Raw genomic sequence first — 20007 nt, 5'->3', positions numbered from 1 at the left:
CATCACGGAGATTGCCATGGTTTCGATACGCTTGCCTGACGGCTCAGTTCGACAATACGAGCATCCGGTGACAGTTGCCGAGGTCGCGGCCTCGATCGGTCCCGGTCTTGCGAAGGCTGCGCTTGGCGGCAAGCTCGATGGCGAGCTCGTTGATACGTCCACGGTGATCGACCGCGACGCGTCGCTCGCGATCATCACGGACAAGGATGCCGACGGTCTCGACATCATCCGTCACTCGACCGCGCACTTGCTCGCGTATGCGGTGAAGGATCTGTATCCGGACGCGCAGGTGACGATCGGCCCGGTGATCGACAACGGCTTCTATTACGACTTCTCGTACAACCGGCCGTTCACGCCGGAAGATCTGGAAAAGATCGAAAAGCGCATGCAGGAGCTCGCGAAGAAGGACGAGCCGGTGACGCGCCGCGTCGTGTCGCGCGACGAGGCGGCCGGTTACTTCCGCAGCATCGGCGAGAAGTACAAGGCCGAGATCATCGAGTCGATTCCGCAAAGCGACGAAATCAAGCTGTACTCGCACGGCGGCTTCACCGATCTGTGCCGCGGCCCGCACGTGCCGTCCACCGGCAAGATGAAGGTCTTCAAGCTGATGAAGGTCGCGGGCGCGTACTGGCGCGGCGATTCGAAGAACGAGCAGCTGCAGCGCATCTACGGTACGGCCTGGACGAAGAAGGAAGATCAGGACCAGTACCTGCACATGCTCGAGGAAGCGGAAAAGCGCGATCACCGCAAGCTGGGCAAGCAGCTCGACCTGTTCCACATGCAGGAAGAGTCGCCGGGCATGGTGTTCTGGCATCCGAAGGGCTGGGCGCTGTGGCAGCAGGTCGAGCAGTACATGCGCCGCCGCGTGAACGACGCCGGCTATCTCGAGATCAAGACGCCGATGATCATGGACCGCTCGCTGTGGGAGGCGTCGGGCCACTGGCAGAACTACCGCGAGAACATGTTCACGACGGAGTCGGAGAAGCGCGACTACGCGATCAAGCCGATGAACTGCCCGGGCCACGTCCAGGTGTTCAAGCACGGCCTGCGCTCGTACCGCGACCTGCCGCTGCGTTACGCGGAATTCGGTTCGTGCCACCGCAACGAGGCATCGGGCGCGCTGCACGGCCTGATGCGCGTGCGCGGCTTCGTGCAGGACGATGCGCACATCTTCTGTACGGAAGACCAGTTCATTTCGGAATCGATCGCCTTCAACACGCTGGCCATGAGCGTGTACAAGGACTTCGGTTTCGAGCACATCGACATCAAGCTGTCGCTGCGTCCCGATCAGCGCGCGGGCACGGACGAGACGTGGGATCGCGCCGAGCAGGGCCTGCGCGACGCGCTGACGGCCTGCGGCCTCACGTGGGAAGAATTGCCGGGCGAAGGCGCGTTCTACGGCCCGAAGATCGAGTACCACATCAAGGACGCGCTCGGCCGCTCGTGGCAGTGCGGCACGCTGCAGCTCGACATGGTGCTGCCGGAGCGCCTCGGCGCCGAGTACGTGGCGGAAGACAACAGCCGCCGCCGGCCGGTGATGCTGCACCGCGCGATCGTCGGGTCGATGGAGCGTTTCCTGGGCATTTTGATCGAGCACCATGCTGGTGCAATGCCGGTTTGGCTCGCGCCGTTCCAGGCAATTGTGCTCAATATTGCCGAAAGTCAGGCCGAATATGCGCAGTCCCTGGCCCAAACGTTGCAAAAACAAGGGGTTAGAGTGGCGGCCGATTTGCGCAACGAGAAGATTAGCTATAAAATACGCGAGCACACGCTGGAAAAGGTGCCTTATCTCCTCGTCGTGGGCGATAAGGAGCGTGATGCGCAAACGGTAGCCGTGCGTGCCCGTGGCGGCGTCGATCTTGGCGTAATGCCGGTCGAAGCCTTCGTTGAGCGTCTGCAGGAAGACCTGCGCTCGTTCAAGTAACCGCCCTGGCAGCGCGGCTCGTTTTTTTAATTTTTAGAGGAAACGTAACATCGCTACTGATAAGTCGTCGCACCGCATCAACGGTGAAATCACTGCGCCGGAAGTGCGTCTGGTCGGGATCGAGAACGAACCGCTCGGTATCGTAAAACTCGCTGATGCTTTCCGTAAATCGGAAGAACTGGATGTTGACCTGGTGGAAATCGCGCCGCAAGCGGTTCCCCCGGTTTGCCGTCTGATGGATTACGGCAAGTTCAAGTACCAGGAATCGAAGAAGCAGCACGAGGCGAAGCTCAAGCAGAAGGTCATCCAGGTCAAGGAAGTCAAGTTCCGCCCGGGTACCGATGACGGTGACTACAACGTCAAGCTCCGCAATCTCGTGCGCTTCCTCGAAGAGGGCGACAAGACGAAGATCACGTTGCGTTTCCGCGGCCGTGAAATGGCTCACCAGGAAATCGGTATGCGGATGCTTGAGCGTCTGCGCACGGATCTCGAGGAAGTCGGTCAGGTCGAGCAGATGCCGAAGATGGAAGGGCGCCAGATGATCATGGTGCTCTCGCCGAAGAAAAAGAAGTAACGGGCCCGCGCGCGTTGCGCGCGAGTTCGGCAGTGGTTCGGCGCGTGGCCCGGTCAGGGCGGCGCGCCAACAATGACGGTGGCTGCGCAAGCGGTCCGCCGTACACAAGTGGACTGGGTTTCGAAGGGCGGGTCAAGGGCGCAAGCCAACCGCACACCCATCGCCATCTAATAAACTGGAGTTGTTCGTCATGCCTAAGATGAAGACCAAGAAGAGCGCTGCAAAGCGCTTCGTGGTGCGTCCGGGCGGTACCGTCAAGCGCGGTCAAGCCTTCAAGCGCCACATCCTGACCAAGAAAACCACGAAGAACAAGCGTCACCTGCGCGGCGCAACGGCAGTTCATGATTCCGATCTGAACTCCGTCCGCGCAATGCTGCCGTTCGCGTAACCCCTCAACTGATACTCTAAGGAGAGAAACATGCCTCGAGTCAAACGTGGGGTAACCGCACGGGCCCGCCACAAGAAGATCATCAACCTGGCCAAGGGTTATCGCGGCCGCCGCAATAACGTCTACCGCATCGCCAAGCAGGCGGTGATGCGCGCTGGTCAGTACGCGTACCGCGATCGCCGCAACAAGAAGCGTGTGTTCCGCGCACTGTGGATCACGCGTATCAACGCGGCAGTTCGTCAGCACGACATGACCTACAGCGTGTTCATCAACGGCCTGAAGAAGGCGTCGATCGAACTCGACCGTAAGGTGCTGGCTGACATGGCGGTGTTCGACAAGGCTGCTTTTGCTGCGATCGTCAAGCAGGTGAAAGCCGCCGTTGCAGCCTAATTGCGAAATTAGCACTGCGTGGTTAGTTGCAGCGATGTTCCGGTAGTTTCGGCCGCTGCAGCGAAAACGGGGCTCTTCCGAGCCCCTTTTTTGTTTGGTGGGGCAGTTTCGCTCGCCAAGACCGAATGACGTTGGAAATGATGGGATCTATGGATCTGGACCAGATTGTCGCCGACGCGCAGCAGTCCTTCGAACAGGCTGCCGACATCACCACGCTCGAAAACGAGAAAGCACGATTTCTCGGCAAGTCGGGTGCGCTGACCGAGTTGCTGAAGGGCCTCGGCAAGCTCGATCCCGAAGCACGCAAGACCGAAGGCGCACGCATCAACGTCGCGAAGCAGCAGGTTGAAGCCGCGCTGACCGCCCGTCGCCAGGCACTGGCCGACGCGCTGCTGAATCAGCGCCTCACTGCCGAAGCGATCGACGTGACGCTGCCCGGCCGCGGCGCCGGTGCCGGCAGCCTGCACCCCGTGATGCGCACGTGGGAGCGGGTCGAACGGATTTTCGGCTCGATCGGTTTCGATGTGGCCGACGGCCCCGAAATCGAGACCGACTGGTACAACTTCACGTCGCTGAACAGCCCGGAGAACCATCCGGCGCGTTCGATGCAGGACACCTTCTACGTCGAAGGCAAGGATGCCGACGGCCGCCAGTTGCTGCTGCGCACGCACACGAGCCCGATGCAGGTGCGTTATGCGCGCATGAACCGTCCGCCGATCAAGGTGATCGCGCCGGGCCGCACGTATCGCGTCGACAGCGATGCGACCCACTCGCCGATGTTCAATCAGGTCGAGGGGCTGTGGATCGACGAAAACATCAGCTTTGCCGACCTCAAGGGCGTCTATACCGACTTCCTGAAAAAATTCTTCGAGCGCGACGACATCCTCGTGCGCTTCCGTCCATCGTATTTCCCGTTCACGGAACCGTCGGCCGAGATCGACATGATGTTCGAGCAAGGCAAGAACGCCGGCAAGTGGCTCGAGATTTCCGGTTCGGGGCAAGTGCATCCGACCGTGATTCGCAACATGGGCCTCGATCCCGAGCGCTACATCGGCTTCGCGTTCGGCAGCGGCCTCGAGCGCCTGACGATGCTGCGCTACGGCGTCCAGGATCTGCGGCTGTTCTTCGAGAACGACCTGCGTTTCCTGCGCCAGTTCGCATAACGCCGCCCGCCGCGCCGACCTGTGCCCGCGCACGCCCCGACGGACGATCCGACGGGGCCCGGGCGTCGATCTAACCTGTTTCGAACGTAGACATCCATGCAATTCCCTGAATCCTGGTTGAGAACCTTTGTCGACCCGCAGCTGACGACCGACGAACTGTCGCACGCGCTGACGATGGCGGGGCTCGAAGTCGAATCGCTGAGCAAGGCTGCGCCGCCGACGTCGAAGATCGTCGTCGGCCGCGTGCTCGAAGTCGTCAAGCATCCGGATGCGGACAAGCTCAATGTCTGCCAGGTCGACGCCGGCACCGGCGCGACGCTGAACATCGTCTGCGGCGCGCCGAACGTCGCGCCCGGCATCAAGGTGCCGGTTGCATTGGTCGGCGCCGAACTGCCGCCGGCGGAAGAGGGCGGCAAGCCGTTCGCGATCAAGCTGTCGAAGCTGCGCGGCGTGGAGAGCCAGGGGATGCTGTGCTCGGCACGCGAGCTGAAGCTGTCCGAGGACCACAGCGGCCTGCTGGTCCTGCCGGAAGATACGCCGGTCGGCCAGGATATCCGCGAGACGCTCAATCTCGACGACACGATCTTCGAAATCAAGCTGACGCCGAACAAGGCCGACTGCCTGTCCGTGTTCGGTATCGCGCGCGAGACGGCCGCGATCACCGGCGCGCCGCTGACGCCGGTCGACATCCGTCCGGTGCGCGTCGAGCTCGACGAGACGCTGCCGGTGCGCATCGCCGCGCCCGATCTGTGCGGCCGCTTCTCGGGTCGCGTGATCCGCGGCGTGAACGCGCGCGCGAAGACGCCGCAATGGATGGTCGAGCGTCTCGAGCGCTCGGGCCAGCGCAGCGTGTCCGCGCTCGTCGACATCTCGAACTACGTGATGTTCGAACTCGGCCGCCCGTCGCACGTGTTCGATCTCGACAAGATCCACGGCGGCATCGAGGTGCGCTGGGGCAAGCGCGGCGAATCGCTGAAGCTGCTCAACGGCAATACCGTCGAACTCGACGAAACGGTCGGTGTGATTTCGGATGCCGCCCAGGTCGAAAGCCTGGCCGGCATCATGGGCGGCGACAGCACGGCCGTCACGCTCGACACGACCAACATCTATCTCGAAGCCGCGTTCTGGTGGCCGGACAGCATCCGCGGCCGTGCGCGCAAGTACAACTTCTCGACCGATGCGGCGCATCGCTTCGAGCGCGGCGTCGATTACGCGACGACCGTCGAGCACGTCGAGCGCATCACGCAGCTGATTCTCGAGATCTGCGGCGGCAAGGCGGGCCCGGTCGACGATCAGTCGGTGAACCTGCCGCAGCGCGCACCGGTGAAGATGCGCGTGTCGCGTGCGAACCGCATCATCGGCGTGAAGATCGGCGCCGACGAGATCGCCAGCATCTTCACGCGCCTCGGCCTGTCGTTCGAGCGTGAAGACGACGCGTTCCTCGTCACGCCGCCGTCGCACCGCTTCGACATCGAGATCGAGGAAGACCTGATCGAGGAAGTGGCGCGCATCTACGGTTTCGAAAAGATTCCGGCGCGCCCGCCGGTCGCGACGAGCGAAATGCGCGCGACCAACGAGACGCGGCGCTCGATCCACGACATCCGTCACGCGCTCGCTGCGCGCGACTACGCGGAAACCGTCAACTTCAGCTTCGTCGATGCGGAGTGGGAGCACGATTTCGCCGGCAACGACAACCCGATCAAGCTGCTGAACCCGATCGCGAGCCAGCTTTCGGTGATGCGCACGACGCTGTTCGGCAGCCTGGTCGCCGTGCTGCGCCACAACCTCAACCGTCGCGCCGATCGCGTGCGCGTGTTCGAGTCGGGCCGCGTGTTCCTCGCCGATCCGTCGGTGAAGGCCGGCGAACTGGCGGTCGAGGGCCATGCGCAGCCGAAGCGTGTCGGCGCGCTGGCATACGGTCCGGCTGTCGACGAGCAGTGGGGCGTCGCCACCCGCGCGGTCGATTTCTTCGACGTGAAGGGCGATCTCGAGGCGCTGCTGGCGCCGTCGGCCGGGCGCTTCGTGAAGGCCGAGCATCCGGCCCTCCACCCGGGCCGCAGCGCGCGCATCGAAGTCGATGGCCGTGCGGTCGGCTGGATCGGCGAGCTGCACCCGCGCCTGATGCAGAAGTACGAGTTGCCGCACGCGCCGGTGATGTTCGAGATCGACGCGGACGCGCTGATTGCGCGTGCGCTGCCGGCGCCGACCGAGGTGTCGAAATTCCCGCCGGTACGACGCGATATCGCCGTTGTCGTCGATCAGGCGGTCGAGGTTCAGGCACTTTTCGACGAAATGAAGAAGGCACTTGCCGAAGAGGCCTGCCGATTCGTTCAGAAGGTTGTACTCTTCGACGAATTTCGTGCAAAATCAAATACTTCCGGTGGCCTTGCCGCGCACGAGAAGAGCCTTGCCTTCCGCGTGACGCTGCAGGACGCGGCTGGCACGCTACAGGACGAGGTCGTCGACCAGGCGATCCAGACGCTGGTCGAGCGGATGGCTCGCGCCGGTGCGCGCCTGCGCGGCTAAGGAGAGGGCCCGCCCGTTCGCGGGCGGCTCTTTTCCATCGTAAGTTTTGATTCAACGCGCTGTATGGCAGATATGAACGACATGACCTCGAGTGAATTCGAAGCCCTCCTGACGGCGCAACGCAGCGCCATGAACCGCGACGCCTCGGCGCCGGCGTCCCCCGAGACGCCCACGCTGACGAAGGCGGAGCTGGCGGAGCTGCTGTTCGACAGCGTCGGGCTGAACAAGCGTGAAGCGAAGGACATGGTCGAGGCGTTTTTCGAGGTGATCCGCGACGCGCTCGAAAACGGCGAAAGCGTCAAGCTGTCGGGATTCGGCAATTTCCAGTTGCGCGACAAGCCGCAGCGTCCGGGCCGCAATCCGAAGACGGGCGAGGCGATTCCGATCGCGGCGCGCCGGGTGGTAACCTTCCACGCGAGCCAGAAGCTGAAGGCGCTGGTCGAAAACGGCGCGGAGTAAGCGCCGCACGCAGCAGTCTCCGCGCGGCCGCCGCGCACCCTTACCGACGGTTAACCGACGATGACCACCACGGTTGAGAAAGTCGTTTTGCCTCCGATTCCCGCGAAGCGCTACTTCACGATCGGTGAAGTCAGCGAACTGTGCGGGGTCAAGCCGCATGTGCTGCGTTATTGGGAACAGGAATTCACCCAGCTGCGGCCGGTGAAGCGGCGCGGCAATCGTCGGTATTACCAGCATCACGAAGTGCTGCTGATCCGGCGGATTCGCGAGTTGCTGTACGAGCAGGGATTCACGATCAACGGTGCGCGCAACCGGCTCGATTCGCCGGGTAGCCCGCGGGGCGCGGCGGAACCGGTCGAACCCGAGCTGCAGGCCGCCGATGCGCGCGCATCGGGCAAGCCGGGCGTAACGGTCGACGTCATCGCGCTGCGGCAGGCGCTGCTCGACGTGATCGACGGACTGAAGCACGACTGAGCGCGACGCGCGAACGAGATCGAGGGAAAAGCCCGGTTGGCGATACGCCAACCGGGCTTTTTTCATCGGTGCCGCATACGCGCATCAGCGCGACGCGAGCGGATTCTTCCGGCCCATGTCGACGACCAGCGTACCGTCCGGCAGCATCCGCACCGAGCCCTGCGCGACCTGGCTGCGATAACCGTACAGGTCGAAGCGCATCGGGCCGGCCTCGGCCGAATTGCGGATCAACGCGCGTACGTTCAGTTCGAGCACGTTGAACATCTTCATGTCGCCGCCTTCCATCCACATGTAGCTCGGCGCATCGATCTGCGGCCGCTTCGGCGCCGGAGCGCCGGCCGCGCGCCGGAACGTGAGCCGCAGCCCGTCGCGCTCGACCGTGGCTTGCCCGAGCTTGCCGTTCAGCACCGGCGGCGGGAACACGGTGTACTGGTCGAGCACGAGTGTGTCGCCGCGCAGCGCCGCGCCGCGCCGCTGCAGCGGCGTCAGCGACGCAAGCTCGATGCCGAGCGAGCGCAGGAGCTTCGCCTGCGGAATGCCGAGCACCGACACCTGCGTCGGCCTGAACGCGAGGTGCCGGTCGTCGAGCACCGTCAGCGAGCCTTTCATGTCGGTCGGCAGCCAGACGCCCGGCACGTGATTCCACAGCTTGATGCCGCCCTGGACACGCAGGTCCTGGCCGTCCGCGCTCAATTGCAGGTCGTTCAGCGAACGCGGCGAGTAGTCGAGCAGGTAGTTGTTGAACAGCGCCGACATCGCCTTCCACGACTCGACGACCGTGCCGCCGAGAATGCGGATGTCGTACTGGTTCGGATCGTCGAGATCGACGGGCTCGCCGGGGCGCTTCGATACGAGTTCGACGTCGAGATCCTCGACATGGAAGCCGATGTCGCCGGACAGATTGAAGTCGACGTTGCGCAGATGGATCGTCGGGTTGCGGTTCGACACGTGCCGTTCGTTGAATGGCGTGGTCGACGTGCGCCGCATCGCGACCTTCTGCATGCCCGGGCGCGCCGCGTCCGCGGCGAGCGCATAGGCTTCCCAGTGCTGGCGCACGTCGCGCAGCGCAGTCTGCTGCGCGGCAAGGAAACTGTCGTTCAGGCGCGCGGTCGCGTTGCCGAGCAGCGCGCCGCTGGCCGGGCCCGTGTACGAAGGCATCCGGATCGCCATCGCACCGCTTTCGTCGAAATTGAAATAGCCGGCCGACACCTGGTCGCGATAGTGATACAGGTCGAACACGAACGTCTGGTCGCGCTTCGACGGATCGACCGGGCCGATCAGGATGTCCGCGTTCATCGGCATCGAGCGCATGAACTTCACGTCGCCGCCGCGGATGTACATCGCCTGTTGCGGCGCATTCGCGGGCATTGCGAAGCCGGCATGCGTGCCGTCGTCGAGCGTCAGGTCGAGGCCGGCCGGCGTCACGCGCAGTGCGGTGAGGGTGATCTTCAGGCGCGGCGGCGGCATCAGCTTGTCGACCGCCATCACGAGATCGTCGCCGGCAAGCTGCGCGATCGGCGTCTGGACCTTCAGCAGGTCGGCCATTTTCACGTTGGCCGCGCGCATGACCGGTTGCGCGTTGATCCCCGACACGCGCACGCCGGTCGGGTGGAAGACGAGCTGGCTGCCGTCGCGGATCGCGAGCGTGCCGGTCAGCGAGAACGGCACCCAGCCGTCGCGCTGCATCTCGCCTTGCAGATGGATCACGCCGTCGCCGGCCGATACGGCCAGCTTGCGCAGCGGCGCGTTGCGGTAGCCGAAGATGTAGGTGTTGAAGAGGGCGGTCAGCTTGGCGTTGTCGAGCGTGACCGTGCCTTCGTGCACGTCGATCTCGAAGCTCGTCGGATCGTCGAACACGATCGGCGCGCCGGCCTGCGTCGGCACGAGCGTGGCTGACAACTGATGGATGAAGAAGCCGAGGTTGTTGACGATGCGGAAATCGACGTCGCGCAGGAACGTCATCGCGCCGTTCTGGCCCGAGTCGCGCAGCGTGAACGGGCGCGGCTGGGTGAGGCTGATCGATGCGAGCGACGGCACCGTGCGCGCGATCTGCTGCTCGTGCGCGAGGCGTTCGGCTTTGGTGCGTTCGATCTTCGTTGCCGCGATCGACGTGTTGCTGTCGCGCTGCGCAGCCGATTCCGCGCAGCCGGCGCACAGCAGGGCGAGCGCCAGCGCACCGCAGCCGAACACACGGGCGGGCGTGCGCGACGCCGGGCCGGCCGCGCGTGGCAGGCCGGAAAACCAGTCGAAAATTGCCAAAGGCGAGCGATGGCCGCGCCGGACCGGATTCCGCATCGTCTGTCTCCATGTCTTGTCGTGATCGACGGCGGCGCGCGCCACCGGACGGCGCGAGCGTCGATGCCGTGCAGTGTGTCATAGCGCGCTAGAGCGGCGTTACCAAACAACGGGCGCGCGGGCGCGGGGCGCCGGCGCGCTGCGGGACAATGGATTCGCGGTGGTCGGGCGGCCGGATCAAACGGTCGTTTGGTTTTTGCCGGGCGCCCGTCGGCGTCTTTTGCGCGACCGGGCAAATCCGTCGCGAGCCTTGGCTGGCGCGGGTTTGCCCGGATGGGCGACACGGCCGCCGGTCAGACCAGCCACTGCTGCCGGATCGTGCTCTGCGCGGCCGGGTCGAGTTGCAGGCCGTGCTCGATATACGACGCCATCGAGTCGTACGAAGCCGTGACCTGATCGAATGCCACCTCCTGTCTCGCGCAACGCGGCAAAGCCGGGCGGGCCGGATCGACCGGCGTGCAGTCGGACGGTTCGCCGGGCGCGTCGATCTCGCGCCGGCCAGCCGCACGGTGGCGATGGGCGACGCATCGGCCATCGTCCCTTTCGATGAGGGCCGCATGCGGGAAGGGGCGGCCCGGGCCGTGCATCAACGGATACGCTCGGTGTTGACGGCGGGGTAAGATCGGCATCAGTGGCGGGTTCGATCACAACACGTTGGTCATCACGGGGAAGCGCCATGGACCTGAAGGAAGTCGACGTACTGGGTGCGGGGGCAGGCGATCACTGGTACTACGCGTCGAAGGCGAGCGCGATCCGACGGTTCCTCGGCGGGGCGGGCGCGCACCGGATCCTCGACGTCGGGGCAGGGTCCGGCTTTTTCTCGAAGCACCTGCTGGAACGCACGCAGGCATCGGAAGCGTGGTGTGTCGATACGAGCTACGCCGACGATACCGACGAGGAGACGGCCGGCAAGCCCATCCACTTTCGGCGGTCCGTCGAACGGTTCGATGCCGATCTCGTATTGCTGATGGACGTGCTCGAGCACGTCGACGACGATGTCGGCCTGCTGACGCAGTACGTGAGGGGCGCGCCTTCCGGCAGCCGGTTCCTGATCACGGTGCCTGCGTTCCAGTTCCTCTGGAGCGGCCATGACGATTTTCTCGAGCACAAGCGCCGGTATGCGCTCGGCGGTCTCGAGGCCGTGGTGCGTCGCGCGGGGCTCGACGTCGAGCACGGCGCCTATTACTTCGGCCTCACGTTTCCGCTGGCGGCGGCGTTGCGGCTCGGCGAGCGGGTGCGTCGACAGCCGCGCGAGCCGGCATCGCAACTGCGCCGTCACCATCCGCTCGTCAACGGCCTGCTCAAGACGATCTGTCGTATCGAGTTGCCGATGTTCCGCTTCAACCGCGTCGCCGGATTGACGGTCATCTGTGTCGCGCGCAAGCGGTGAGTGCGATGCGAGGACCGCGTGGTCGGCGCGCGGCGCGTGCCGTTATGCGTGGGGGCGTGGCATCAGTGCCGTCAAGCTAGGAAATTTCACAAGAACATTCACAAAATGCATGCGACCCGATTCTAAATCGGAGAAGTGTCTGTTATACTTTTCTTCTTTCGGGGCGTAGCGCAGCCTGGTAGCGTACCTGCATGGGGTGCAGGTGGTCGGAGGTTCAAATCCTCTCGCCCCGACCAGACAAAGAACCCGCGTCAGTTCAGGCTGACGCGGGTTTTTTCTTGCCGGTCGCTTTTTTGCACATCGCGGCGCGGCCCCGGTAAAATGCAAGGTTGATCCACGGAAAGCGCCGTGATTTAGCGGAAGAGGATTCCCCGAACATGACTGATCTTCGTCTTACCATGCGGTTCGCTGCAGTGCTTGCCACCGGCGCGCTCGTTGCCGGTTGCGGTACGTCGTCGCCCACGAAAGTGGACTACAAGAGCGATTCGAAATCGAAGGAAGCGTCGCTCGCAGTGCCGCCCAACATGCTCGACGAGACGGCCGATCAGCGTTCGCTGCCGCCCCAGGGCGGCGCGACTTCCCTGTCTGCGCTTCAACAGGTCCAGCAGGCTGCGCCTGCGCTGGACACCGTCGCGCCGGCCGTGGCCGGCATGCATATCCAGCGCGACGGCACCGAGAGCTGGCTCGTGATCGACGGCAAGCAGCCGGCCGACATCTGGCCGCAGGTCCGCCGGTTCTGGCAGGAGCAGGGCTTCCTGCTCGTGGTCGACCAGCGCGACAAGGGCGTGATGGAAACCGACTGGAACGAAACCCATCCGCAGATCAACGACGGGCTGATCCGCAGCGTGATCTCGAAGGCGATGGGCAACTCGTACGTGACGGCCGAGCGCAACAAGTACCGCACGCGTCTCGACTCGGCGCCGAACGGCGGCACCTACGTGTTCATCAGCCAGAAGGGCATGCGTGAGGCGATCACCGGTGCGAACAACGATTCGAGCAAGTGGGAACCGAAGCCGAACGATCCGGCGCTCGAGACCGAATACCTGAAGCGGCTGATGGCCGTGCTCGCGCAGAATGCGCAGCGTGCGAAGAACGGCGAGCCGCCGATCGCGAACATCAAGGACAACACGGTACCGATCGAGAAGAAGGCCGACGCCGACGCATCATCGAAGGCCGCGGCAGCGATCGCCGCGCAGAACGTCTCGCGCACGTCGGCACAGGGCAATGACGCGGCCGATGCGGCCGTGCCGTCGGAAGTCACGCTCGGCGAACCGTACGACCGGTCGTGGCTGCACGTCGGCCTCGCGCTCGATCGCGCGAACTTCACGGTCGACGATCGCGATCGCACGAAGGGTCTGTATTTCGTGCGCTACGTCGATCCGAAGGATCTGACCTCGGCCGAGCAAGGCTTCTGGAGCCAGCTGTTCCACGGCAAGAAGGAAAAGCAGGCGAAGCAGTACCGCGTCAACGTGAAGGCGCTCACGGCCGACCAGACGCGCGTTGCAATCGTTGACGATACGGGCGCGATCGACACGTCGTCGCCGGCACGCCAGATCATGGGGCTGCTGGTGAATCAGCTTCGCTGATCCCGGCGCGTCCCTGCATCACTGAAAAGCCCGCCGTTCGGCGGGCTTTTTTTATAGCCGCTCGCGCTTGCGTATGCATGTGCGAGCGGTTCGGTCCCTCCCTCGTGACGTTACGTAACATCCGCGCGTTACGGCGGCAGAACACGTGTCACATTGTCGCCATCGTCAAAAAATGTTCTTTTAAATCAACGAAGTGATCGGTTTTCAATGGCTGGCATGCAACCTGCTTTATATGTTGGAATTGTTGAAACAGGGAGGATGACGTCAGATGCCGGGCGGGCGCCGCGAGCGCCGGATCAACGGTATCGGCGTCTTCGAATGTCGGCGCGGCATGCGCCGGTGCAACCGATGACGATCCGCGCACGCGTGCGGATCTCGATGGCCCCGTCGCCTATCCTCGTAGGGCGACGGTTTCGCCCGCGCTTCTCTGAAGCGCGGGCTATTTTTTTGGAGCCGTCGGGCCATGTCGCATCGGCGTGGCCGATGCGCGACGCGTGATTCGCGTATTCTCGGACTTTTATCGATGAAGGAGTCGGGAATGGCGGAAATTGCAGTCGTGGCGCTGATCGTGGCGAAGCCGGGTGCCGAGGAAAAACTGCGCACCGTGCTCGAAGGGATCGTCGAGCCGACCCGTAACGAAGCCGGTGCCTTGCAGTACGACCTGCACCGGGATCTGAAGGAACCCTTGCGATTCGTATTCGTCGAGCGTTGGGAGAGCGAGGCGGCGCTGGCTGCGCATGCGCGCTCCGCGCACATTCTCGCTTATCGCGAAGCGGCCGCGGACTGGATCGAAAGTTCCGAAATCCGCGTGCTGTCGAAGCTCGTCTGAGCCGGGCGGGGCGACCGGACGTGTCCGGTCGCGGCGGCGCGTCAGTGCGACGCGCTGGGGACGTCGAGGATCAGGATGATCGTCCAGTCGGCGTCGCCGTCATGGTGATACTGGCGCTCGGCCACGATGAACGGCTGCTGCTTGCCTTGCGGGCCGAGGAACAGCACGTCGCCCTCCATCGGCAGGCACTCGATCGGCGGCAACGCGAGGAACGCGTCGGCCGAGCCGCGGGGCATCAGTTGCTTGATCTGGCGAGTGGCGGCTTCGGTCCACTCGATGTCGAGTTGAATGTTGCTCATGCTGTCCTCCGCACCGGGGTGCGCACGGGTGGAAAATTTCGGTGCGCGACTTTAGCACAGCGCGCAGGCGCCGCAACCAAAAAAGCCGAACCCGGTTGCCCGGATTCGGCTTTTTACTTGTGCGATGCCGCCGAACTTACTGGCTGGCAGCGTCTGCAGCCTTGGCCGCCTTCTTGCCGGCCTTCTTCGCTGCGGCCTTGTGATGAGCAGCCTTCTTGCCGTGGTGATGCTCTTCCTGCATCGCCGGCTGAGCGGCTTCGGCCGCTTGCTGCTGTTGCAGCGCCTGTGCGCGTTGCTCGATCTCGGAGATCTTGGCCGGATCGGTAATCGTCTTGATTTCCGTGCTCTCTTGCGCATACGCTGCGCCAGTCAGCGCCGACATCGCTACCAGGATAGCCAGGGACGTCTTCTTCATTGCTTTACCTCCGCTAAGTGGTGATGAACCCGAGTGTTGCCGTTTTGTCTGGCGACTGCAATCGAGTGCGTGTCGAGTGTAACAAAAGTGACGGATCAATGTGCACCGGATCGCGGCGCGACGCAAGGCCCCGTTGAAGTCGCGCAACACTTCGTGTACTTCGTCATGCGCATGCCATTCTGGGCGGATTCACTCCGTCCGTGCCCGTTTCCCCGCAAACTTTCAAAACCAGCCGAGCCACCGGTACACGTGGAATTGCGCAATGCCGACCAGTTCGTGCAGCGCCTGCTCGGCATTGGCCAGGTTGCGCCAGCGCGGCAGCCAGCCTGTTTGCGCAAGCCGGCGGTTCGCATAGACGGGCTGCGGATCGATGCCGAACCGGCGGAAATCGAGCAATGCACGGCGCATCTGGTACGACGACGTGACGAGAATGCGTGCGTCGTCATACTGTGAGCGTAGTATAGATGCAGTGAATTTCGCGTTTTCGTAGGTCGTGCGGCTGTCCGGTTCGAGAACGAGGTCGGTGGGAGCAACGCCTTCCGCGACGAGCTGGCGCCCGTATACGGCTGCTTCGGCTTCGCCGTGATGCTGCGGGTCGCCGCCCGACATCACGACGGTGCAACGCTCGGCCTGCTGTCGACACGTGCGATAGAGCGCCGCAACCTTGTGGATGCGCGCGGCGCCGTCGGGCGGCGCGCGCAGCCCGTTGTCGGTGCGGCGCGTGCCGGAGCCGAGGAGAATCAGTGTGGTCCGCCCGTGCATGACCGGGTGCTCGACCGGTGTGACGCCGGCCTCGGTCCAGGCGATCAGCGGCGCGGCGAGCCAACCCGTTGCGAGCAGCCAGAACAGCGCAATCGCGGCGATCGAGATGATTCTCCGCCGCTTGCGGCAGAGCATGAAACCGATGAAGAGAAGTACAAATGAATCGAACAGAATCAATTTGATTGGGGTATGGTGTCTTTTTATGGACGGCTGACGATCCGGCCCTGAAGCGACGCCGAACGTCGGCCTCCAGAATCGGTGGCGGTGTCGGCGGGCGGAGACCCCGCCCGGCGCGCCGCTTCGCATTGTCGCTGCACTTTAAGAAAGAATCGAGATGGCCACGTATTCCAACGAAGCGGTGCTCGACGCATTGAGACGAGTGCAGTACCGCCAGGTACCGTGGGCACGCCGCCCGGGCGTGTTCGAGTATCTCCGTTCGCTCGGGCTGATGGACACGGTCAGGCAGAAGACCGTCGCGCCCGCGCCGGGCTTTCATGCCCCGGTCGACATCGCCGTACTGACCGAAACCGGTCGAGCCGAATTCTCGCGCCTCGAGCGCGACGAGAAATTACTTTCCTGGACCGATCGCCGCATGGACGACTACGCATTGAGCGAAGCGAGCGCCGTGGCGATTCTCGAAAGCCGCTTGTAGCGGCGGAGCCTCCCGGCGCGTGCGTCGCCGCGCGAGCGGTCATGTCAAAAAAAAGCCCGTATCGCGAGGATACGGGCGTACCGGATACTTTTGCTGTTGCCACGCTGTGCTCATGGCAACGATGTGACTCGTCGCTTGCGGCGCAGTTCCCGAAAGCGGGTACTTTCTTTGGCGAATGCCTGAAATCGGCAGGACTACGGATGACGCGGCACGTCGGACGGCTGCGAGCCGATGCGCGCCCGCGCGTTGCTGGCGATATCGCCGCGCAGGTCGCCGCGCGGCACGGTCTGCCGGCCGGGCGCGTTGGCGGACGGCGGTTGGCGCGGCGTATTCCGGTGATCCTGCTGGCGGTGAGGCGGCTTCGTGCGATCGTCGGCATGGGATGGAGCGGTCAGCGCCATGGACATGACAATGCCGCATGCAACGAGCAGTGACATTGGTCTCATGGCGGGGGCTCCCTTCAAGCCGTCGATGCGGCCTGTTGATATGTCGCTAAGGTAAGCGCGGGAGTGCAGGCTTGCTGTAAATATTGGTAAATAGTTGTATCGCGGCACGACAACGGTAATCGACGGCAAGGCAGGCGTCGCGAAAAGATCGCGCCGCAGAAAGAAACCGGGCGGCCGAAGCCGCCCGATCGAGCATGCGTTACGCCATCTTGACGGGCGCGCGCCAGGATTCCGGGTTGGTCCAGAAGGCGCCCCGCAGCCGGTCGCGGCTCGGCGGTGCAGGCGGCTTCGCGGCGCTCGCGCCGATGCGCCCGCGCAGCGAGATCTGCCGGCCGCTCGTGCCGAGTCGCTTCACGATTTCGGCGAGCGTACCGTCCGCCTGCCATTCGTCGAAGCGGCGACGGCAGGTCGGCGGCGACGGGTAGCGGCCCGGCAGCTTCGACCAGCCTTCACCCGTCGACAGCACCCACAGCACGGCGTTGACCACCGAGCGGGCTTCCACGCGGGGACGGCCGCGCCGTTCACTCCGTGCGGGTTCCGAGCAAAACAGACCCTCGACCAGCGCCCACTCGTTATCTCTCAAATCGTCGAACAGCATCATGTCCTCACCTCAGCGAAGCTAACTCCGGTGCGCTGCCCTGCGCCGCGCACTCTTCAAGCACTCGATCGTCGAGTGCCGGGTGGGGGCGTCCGGTTGGCCGGCAGCGGCGTTTCTACTCTTCCGTCCGACGAAACCTGCGCCCTGTGCGCAAGGTAATGCACGAAGCGTGCCATGTCAGAGGTGATTCCCTTGAGAGCCGCTTGGCAGCGAGCTAACGGCTAAGTCAGCTAGGGGCGTATAAGACGCCAAAATAACCCGCCAGCAAATCGGGACAATCACCAATCTTGTGCAGTTCGCCCGTACCACGTGCGTTTGCGAATGTATTGCACCGCAGCGAAACATGCGCGATGAGGGTCGGATTCGCCCATCGAGCCCGGATTCGTGCATTAAAATCGTGCATCGATATCGACGATTGATGAGGGCGGGAAATGAACGTCACGCTGCGCCAGCTTCGCGTATTCATCGAGGTCGCGCGGCTCAAGAGCTTCAGCCGTGCGGGCGACGAGATCGGGCTCACGCAATCCGCGGTCAGCCGCTGCGTGCGCGAGCTCGAGGCCGAACTCGGGCTGAAGCTGATCGACCGCACGACGCGCGACGTGCAATTGACCGATGTCGGTGCGAACCTGATCGCGAGCGTGTCGCGCCTGCTCGACGATCTCGACGACACGCTGCGCGAGATTCGCGAGATCGGCGAGCAGCGTCGCGGGCGCGTGATCGTCGCGGCGAGCCCGACGATCGCCTGCCGTCTGATGCCGCGGGTGGTCGCATCGTGCGAGCGCCAGTTCCCGTTCGTGACGCTGGGCCTGCGCGACGACGTGCAAAGCGACGTCCTGCGCAAGGTGAAGTCGAGCGAAGTCGACTTCGGCGTCGTGATCGGTCCGCTGACGGTCGCCGATCTCGTGTGCGAACCGTTGATGACCGATTCGTTCTGCCTCGTCGCGCGGGCCGATCATCCGCTCGCGGCACGGGCCGAGGTGCCGTGGACGGCGCTGGACGGCGAGCGCCTCGTGCTGCTCGACCATGCGTCGGGCAGCCGGCCGCTGATCGACGCCGCGCTGGCCGCCCATCACGTCAATGCGACGGTCATGCAGGAGCTCGGGCATTCGGCGACGGTGTTCGGGCTGGTCGAGGCGGGCGTCGGCGTGAGCGTGCAGCCGTGGCTGTCGCTGCCGCTGCCGGCCGGCTCCACACTGGTCGCGCGGCCGCTCACGCCGCGCACCGAGCGGACGGTCGAGCTGGTGCGCCGTCGCGACCGGTCGCTGTCGCCCGCGGCCCAGGCGATCTGGGAACTCGTGCGGCAGATGCCGGCGCGGGCAGAGGATCTCGACTGACGCGCGCCGACTTGCACCGGCCGGGTGTGCGGGCCGGTACACTACGCGGATCGTGTTCCTCGGCGGTGGTTCTCGATGGTGCATTCCGATGATTTCCTTGCGGTGACCGGCGAGCCGGCGGCACGCGCCGCGGTGCAGGCGCTGCGTCCGTCGCTGATCCGGGAAGTGGCGAACGCCGGCTTCGGCGTGCCGGACATGCTGCCGTTCTGGTTCGGCGAATCCGATCGCGTGACGCCGGATTTCATCCGCGACGCCGCGGCGGCCGCGTTGCGCGACGGCGCGACCTTCTACACGCACAACCTCGGTACCGCGCCGTTGCGCGCGGCGATCGCGGCCTACGTCGGCGCGCGCCACGGCGCGACGGCGGCCGACGCGGTGGCCGTGACGAGTTCCGGCGTGAGCGCGCTGATGCTGGCCGCGCAGATGCTGGTCGGTCCCGGGGACCGTGTCGTCGCGGTCACGCCGCTATGGCCGAACCTCGTCGAAATTCCGAAGATTCTCGGCGCGCAGGTCGAATGCGTGCCGCTCGGGTATGGCGACGCGGGCTGGCGGCTGGATGTCGGGCGGCTGCTGGCCGCGCTGACGCCCGAGACGCGAATGTTGCTGATCAATTCGCCGAACAACCCGACCGGCTGGACGATGTCGCGTGACGACCAGCAGGCCGTGCTCGCCCATTGTCGCCGGCACGGCATCTGGCTGGTCGCCGATGAAGTGTACGAACGGCTCGCGTTCGATGCGGGCGGCGCGCCGTCGTTTCTCGATATCGCCACGCGCGACGAACGGGTCGTCGTCGTGAATTCGTTCTCGAAGGCGTGGGCGATGACGGGCTGGCGGCTTGGATGGCTCGTCGCGCCGGCGTCGGTGATGGGCGACCTGTCGAAGCTCGTCGAATACAACACGTCGTGCGCGCCGGGCTTCGTCCAGGCCGCGGGCGAGGTTGCGCTGCGCGACGGCGAGCCGTTCGTGCGGTCGTTCGTCGCGTCACTGCGCGACGCGCGCGATCACCTGGTCGCCGCGCTGCGGACGTTGCCGGACGTCGAGGTGCCGCCGCCGCCGGGTGCGATGTACCTGTTCCTGCGGCTGCCCGGCGCGGCCGACAGTCTCGCGTTCTGCAAGACGCTGGTGCGCGAGGCGGGCATCGGCCTGGCGCCCGGGCGGGCGTTCGGCCCGGAGGGCGAGGGCTTCGTACGGTGGTGCTATGCATGCGATCCGGCCCGGCTCGACGCGGGCGTCGAGCGGCTGCGCCGGTTCCTCGCGCACGGTTCGGCGGCCCGCTGAAGCAGGGCCGGAGCGCGCGCGCCGTACTGGCGGCGGCCCGCTCGGCTCATCTTTACGCACCGGGCAATTTTGCGTAATATGGCGCTCAGTCACGCGGTTCCGTCGTTGAGCCGTGCTGTTCCGTCCGGTTTGGGCCTGGCCTGAAGTTGGTTCGCCGCCCCCGGTTCGTGCTCCCATCAATATGACCGATCAGAATCGGGCGAGCGCGTCTTCCGTTCCTTTCGT

20 protein-coding genes, 1 tRNA gene and 1 pseudogene are annotated in these 20007 nt (G+C 64.6%); 15 read left to right on the top strand and 7 right to left on the bottom strand.

Annotated features, from left to right (window positions below; all coding sequences use genetic code 11):
- Positions 1-16 precede the first annotated feature (16 nt).
- The 8 genes from thrS to HWX00_RS04225 all read left to right on the top strand — a co-directional run bounded on the left by thrS (position 17) and on the right by HWX00_RS04225 (position 7898).
- The gene (gene thrS, locus HWX00_RS04260; protein ID WP_059557842.1) at positions 17-1924 is read left to right on the top strand and encodes a threonine--tRNA ligase; all 1908 of its coding nucleotides are present in this window, start codon (positions 17-19) and stop codon (positions 1922-1924) included.
- Positions 1925-1973: 49 nt separating this feature from the next.
- Positions 1974-2498 (top strand): translation initiation factor IF-3, encoded by a 525-nt coding sequence (infC, locus tag HWX00_RS04255; RefSeq protein ID WP_071734130.1) that lies wholly within the window; start codon positions 1974-1976, stop codon positions 2496-2498.
- 190 nt (positions 2499-2688) lie between these two features.
- Positions 2689-2886: a 50S ribosomal protein L35 gene (rpmI, locus tag HWX00_RS04250; protein ID WP_004191477.1), complete on the top strand. Its 198-nt coding sequence runs from the start codon at positions 2689-2691 to the stop codon at positions 2884-2886.
- Between the two features lie 30 nt (positions 2887-2916).
- On the top strand, positions 2917-3276 hold the full coding sequence (rplT, locus tag HWX00_RS04245; RefSeq protein ID WP_004192938.1) for a 50S ribosomal protein L20: 360 nt from the start codon (positions 2917-2919) through the stop codon (positions 3274-3276).
- Positions 3277-3425: 149 nt separating this feature from the next.
- Positions 3426-4439, top strand: a complete 1014-nt coding sequence (gene pheS / locus HWX00_RS04240; protein WP_034190158.1) for a phenylalanine--tRNA ligase subunit alpha — start codon at positions 3426-3428, stop codon at positions 4437-4439.
- Positions 4440-4535: 96 nt separating this feature from the next.
- Complete coding sequence (gene pheT / locus HWX00_RS04235; RefSeq protein WP_034190157.1) at positions 4536-6965, top strand: phenylalanine--tRNA ligase subunit beta; 2430 nt, start codon at positions 4536-4538, stop codon at positions 6963-6965.
- A 72-nt stretch (positions 6966-7037) separates the two neighbouring features.
- On the top strand, positions 7038-7424 hold the full coding sequence (locus tag HWX00_RS04230; protein ID WP_034190156.1) for an integration host factor subunit alpha: 387 nt from the start codon (positions 7038-7040) through the stop codon (positions 7422-7424).
- Between the two features lie 60 nt (positions 7425-7484).
- The gene (locus tag HWX00_RS04225; protein WP_049033775.1) at positions 7485-7898 is read left to right on the top strand and encodes a MerR family transcriptional regulator; all 414 of its coding nucleotides are present in this window, start codon (positions 7485-7487) and stop codon (positions 7896-7898) included.
- A gap of 84 nt (positions 7899-7982) precedes the next feature.
- Here the strand turns inward: HWX00_RS04225 and HWX00_RS04220 are convergent, their stop codons facing one another.
- Positions 7983-10193 carry a lipoprotein gene (locus tag HWX00_RS04220; RefSeq protein ID WP_034190176.1) on the bottom strand — a complete coding sequence of 737 codons (2211 nt, stop codon included), beginning with the start codon at positions 10191-10193 and terminating at the stop codon, positions 7983-7985.
- Between the two features lie 676 nt (positions 10194-10869).
- Between HWX00_RS04220 and HWX00_RS04215 the strand changes: the two genes are divergently transcribed.
- From HWX00_RS04215 to bamC, 3 genes are all read left to right on the top strand, one after another.
- On the top strand, positions 10870-11583 hold the full coding sequence (locus tag HWX00_RS04215; RefSeq protein ID WP_175027003.1) for a class I SAM-dependent methyltransferase: 714 nt from the start codon (positions 10870-10872) through the stop codon (positions 11581-11583).
- Positions 11584-11742: 159 nt separating this feature from the next.
- Positions 11743-11819: transfer RNA gene (locus HWX00_RS04210), tRNA-Pro, on the top strand.
- A gap of 141 nt (positions 11820-11960) precedes the next feature.
- The gene (bamC, locus tag HWX00_RS04205) at positions 11961-13169 is read left to right on the top strand and encodes an outer membrane protein assembly factor BamC (RefSeq protein ID WP_034190153.1); all 1209 of its coding nucleotides are present in this window, start codon (positions 11961-11963) and stop codon (positions 13167-13169) included.
- Between the two features lie 148 nt (positions 13170-13317).
- Here bamC and HWX00_RS04200 read toward each other — a convergent pair whose 3' ends face one another.
- A complete protein-coding gene (locus HWX00_RS04200; RefSeq protein WP_141727431.1) occupies positions 13318-13533 on the bottom strand; it encodes a hypothetical protein in 216 nt (71 codons plus the stop codon).
- Between the two features lie 174 nt (positions 13534-13707).
- Between HWX00_RS04200 and HWX00_RS04195 the strand changes: the two genes are divergently transcribed.
- The gene (locus HWX00_RS04195) at positions 13708-13998 is read left to right on the top strand and encodes a putative quinol monooxygenase (protein WP_034190152.1); all 291 of its coding nucleotides are present in this window, start codon (positions 13708-13710) and stop codon (positions 13996-13998) included.
- Between the two features lie 41 nt (positions 13999-14039).
- Here HWX00_RS04195 and HWX00_RS04190 read toward each other — a convergent pair whose 3' ends face one another.
- From HWX00_RS04190 to HWX00_RS04180, 3 genes are all read right to left on the bottom strand, one after another.
- The gene (locus HWX00_RS04190) at positions 14040-14297 is read right to left on the bottom strand and encodes a hypothetical protein (RefSeq protein ID WP_011884572.1); all 258 of its coding nucleotides are present in this window, start codon (positions 14295-14297) and stop codon (positions 14040-14042) included.
- A gap of 136 nt (positions 14298-14433) precedes the next feature.
- A complete protein-coding gene (locus HWX00_RS04185) occupies positions 14434-14712 on the bottom strand; it encodes a hypothetical protein (protein WP_011351789.1) in 279 nt (92 codons plus the stop codon).
- 222 nt (positions 14713-14934) lie between these two features.
- Positions 14935-15651, bottom strand: a complete 717-nt coding sequence (locus tag HWX00_RS04180; RefSeq protein WP_034190151.1) for a YdcF family protein — start codon at positions 15649-15651, stop codon at positions 14935-14937.
- Positions 15652-15808: 157 nt separating this feature from the next.
- Between HWX00_RS04180 and HWX00_RS04175 the strand changes: the two genes are divergently transcribed.
- The gene (locus HWX00_RS04175; protein WP_034190150.1) at positions 15809-16126 is read left to right on the top strand and encodes a hypothetical protein; all 318 of its coding nucleotides are present in this window, start codon (positions 15809-15811) and stop codon (positions 16124-16126) included.
- Between the two features lie 194 nt (positions 16127-16320).
- Here the strand turns inward: HWX00_RS04175 and HWX00_RS36700 are convergent, their stop codons facing one another.
- Both HWX00_RS36700 and HWX00_RS04165 read right to left on the bottom strand, forming a co-directional pair.
- On the bottom strand, positions 16321-16572 hold the full coding sequence (locus tag HWX00_RS36700; protein ID WP_226194081.1) for a hypothetical protein: 252 nt from the start codon (positions 16570-16572) through the stop codon (positions 16321-16323).
- A 202-nt stretch (positions 16573-16774) separates the two neighbouring features.
- Positions 16775-17170 (bottom strand): annotated as a pseudogene (locus HWX00_RS04165) (transposase); the annotation flags it as partial.
- Positions 17171-17601: 431 nt separating this feature from the next.
- Between HWX00_RS04165 and HWX00_RS04160 the strand changes: the two are divergent.
- Together HWX00_RS04160 and HWX00_RS04155 are read left to right on the top strand one after the other, a co-directional pair.
- Positions 17602-18504, top strand: a complete 903-nt coding sequence (locus tag HWX00_RS04160) for a LysR family transcriptional regulator (RefSeq protein WP_034190148.1) — start codon at positions 17602-17604, stop codon at positions 18502-18504.
- A gap of 75 nt (positions 18505-18579) precedes the next feature.
- On the top strand, positions 18580-19782 hold the full coding sequence (locus tag HWX00_RS04155; RefSeq protein ID WP_175027001.1) for a pyridoxal phosphate-dependent aminotransferase: 1203 nt from the start codon (positions 18580-18582) through the stop codon (positions 19780-19782).
- The last annotated feature ends 225 nt before the right edge of the window (positions 19783-20007 follow it).

It is taken from the genome of Burkholderia seminalis DSM 23518, from assembly GCF_902832885.1.
Lineage (GTDB): Bacteria > Pseudomonadota > Gammaproteobacteria > Burkholderiales > Burkholderiaceae > Burkholderia > Burkholderia seminalis.
Note: the sequence above shows the minus strand (reverse complement) of the source record. Positions and strands in the feature narration are given on the sequence as shown.

Bases quoted from the DNA above. Each gene is read 5' to 3' on its own strand.
- HWX00_RS04190 (WP_011884572.1), bottom strand. From the start codon at position 14,297: ATGAGCAACATTCAACTCGACATCGAGTGGACCGAAGCCGCCACTCGC.
- HWX00_RS04215 (WP_175027003.1), top strand. From the start codon at position 10,870: ATGGACCTGAAGGAAGTCGACGTACTGGGTGCGGGGGCAGGCGATCAC.
- HWX00_RS04160 (WP_034190148.1), top strand. From the start codon at position 17,602: ATGAACGTCACGCTGCGCCAGCTTCGCGTATTCATCGAGGTCGCGCGG.
- HWX00_RS04225 (WP_049033775.1), top strand. From the start codon at position 7,485: ATGACCACCACGGTTGAGAAAGTCGTTTTGCCTCCGATTCCCGCGAAG.
- HWX00_RS36700 (WP_226194081.1), bottom strand. From the start codon at position 16,572: ATGAGACCAATGTCACTGCTCGTTGCATGCGGCATTGTCATGTCCATG.
- HWX00_RS04230 (WP_034190156.1), top strand. From the start codon at position 7,038: ATGAACGACATGACCTCGAGTGAATTCGAAGCCCTCCTGACGGCGCAA.
- rplT (WP_004192938.1), top strand. From the start codon at position 2,917: ATGCCTCGAGTCAAACGTGGGGTAACCGCACGGGCCCGCCACAAGAAG.
- rpmI (WP_004191477.1), top strand. From the start codon at position 2,689: ATGCCTAAGATGAAGACCAAGAAGAGCGCTGCAAAGCGCTTCGTGGTG.
- pheS (WP_034190158.1), top strand. From the start codon at position 3,426: ATGGATCTGGACCAGATTGTCGCCGACGCGCAGCAGTCCTTCGAACAG.
- HWX00_RS04195 (WP_034190152.1), top strand. From the start codon at position 13,708: ATGGCGGAAATTGCAGTCGTGGCGCTGATCGTGGCGAAGCCGGGTGCC.
- thrS (WP_059557842.1), top strand. From the start codon at position 17: ATGGTTTCGATACGCTTGCCTGACGGCTCAGTTCGACAATACGAGCAT.
- HWX00_RS04220 (WP_034190176.1), bottom strand. From the start codon at position 10,193: ATGCGGAATCCGGTCCGGCGCGGCCATCGCTCGCCTTTGGCAATTTTC.
- pheT (WP_034190157.1), top strand. From the start codon at position 4,536: ATGCAATTCCCTGAATCCTGGTTGAGAACCTTTGTCGACCCGCAGCTG.
- HWX00_RS04185 (WP_011351789.1), bottom strand. From the start codon at position 14,712: ATGAAGAAGACGTCCCTGGCTATCCTGGTAGCGATGTCGGCGCTGACT.
- HWX00_RS04175 (WP_034190150.1), top strand. From the start codon at position 15,809: ATGGCCACGTATTCCAACGAAGCGGTGCTCGACGCATTGAGACGAGTG.
- bamC (WP_034190153.1), top strand. From the start codon at position 11,961: ATGACTGATCTTCGTCTTACCATGCGGTTCGCTGCAGTGCTTGCCACC.
- HWX00_RS04155 (WP_175027001.1), top strand. From the start codon at position 18,580: ATGGTGCATTCCGATGATTTCCTTGCGGTGACCGGCGAGCCGGCGGCA.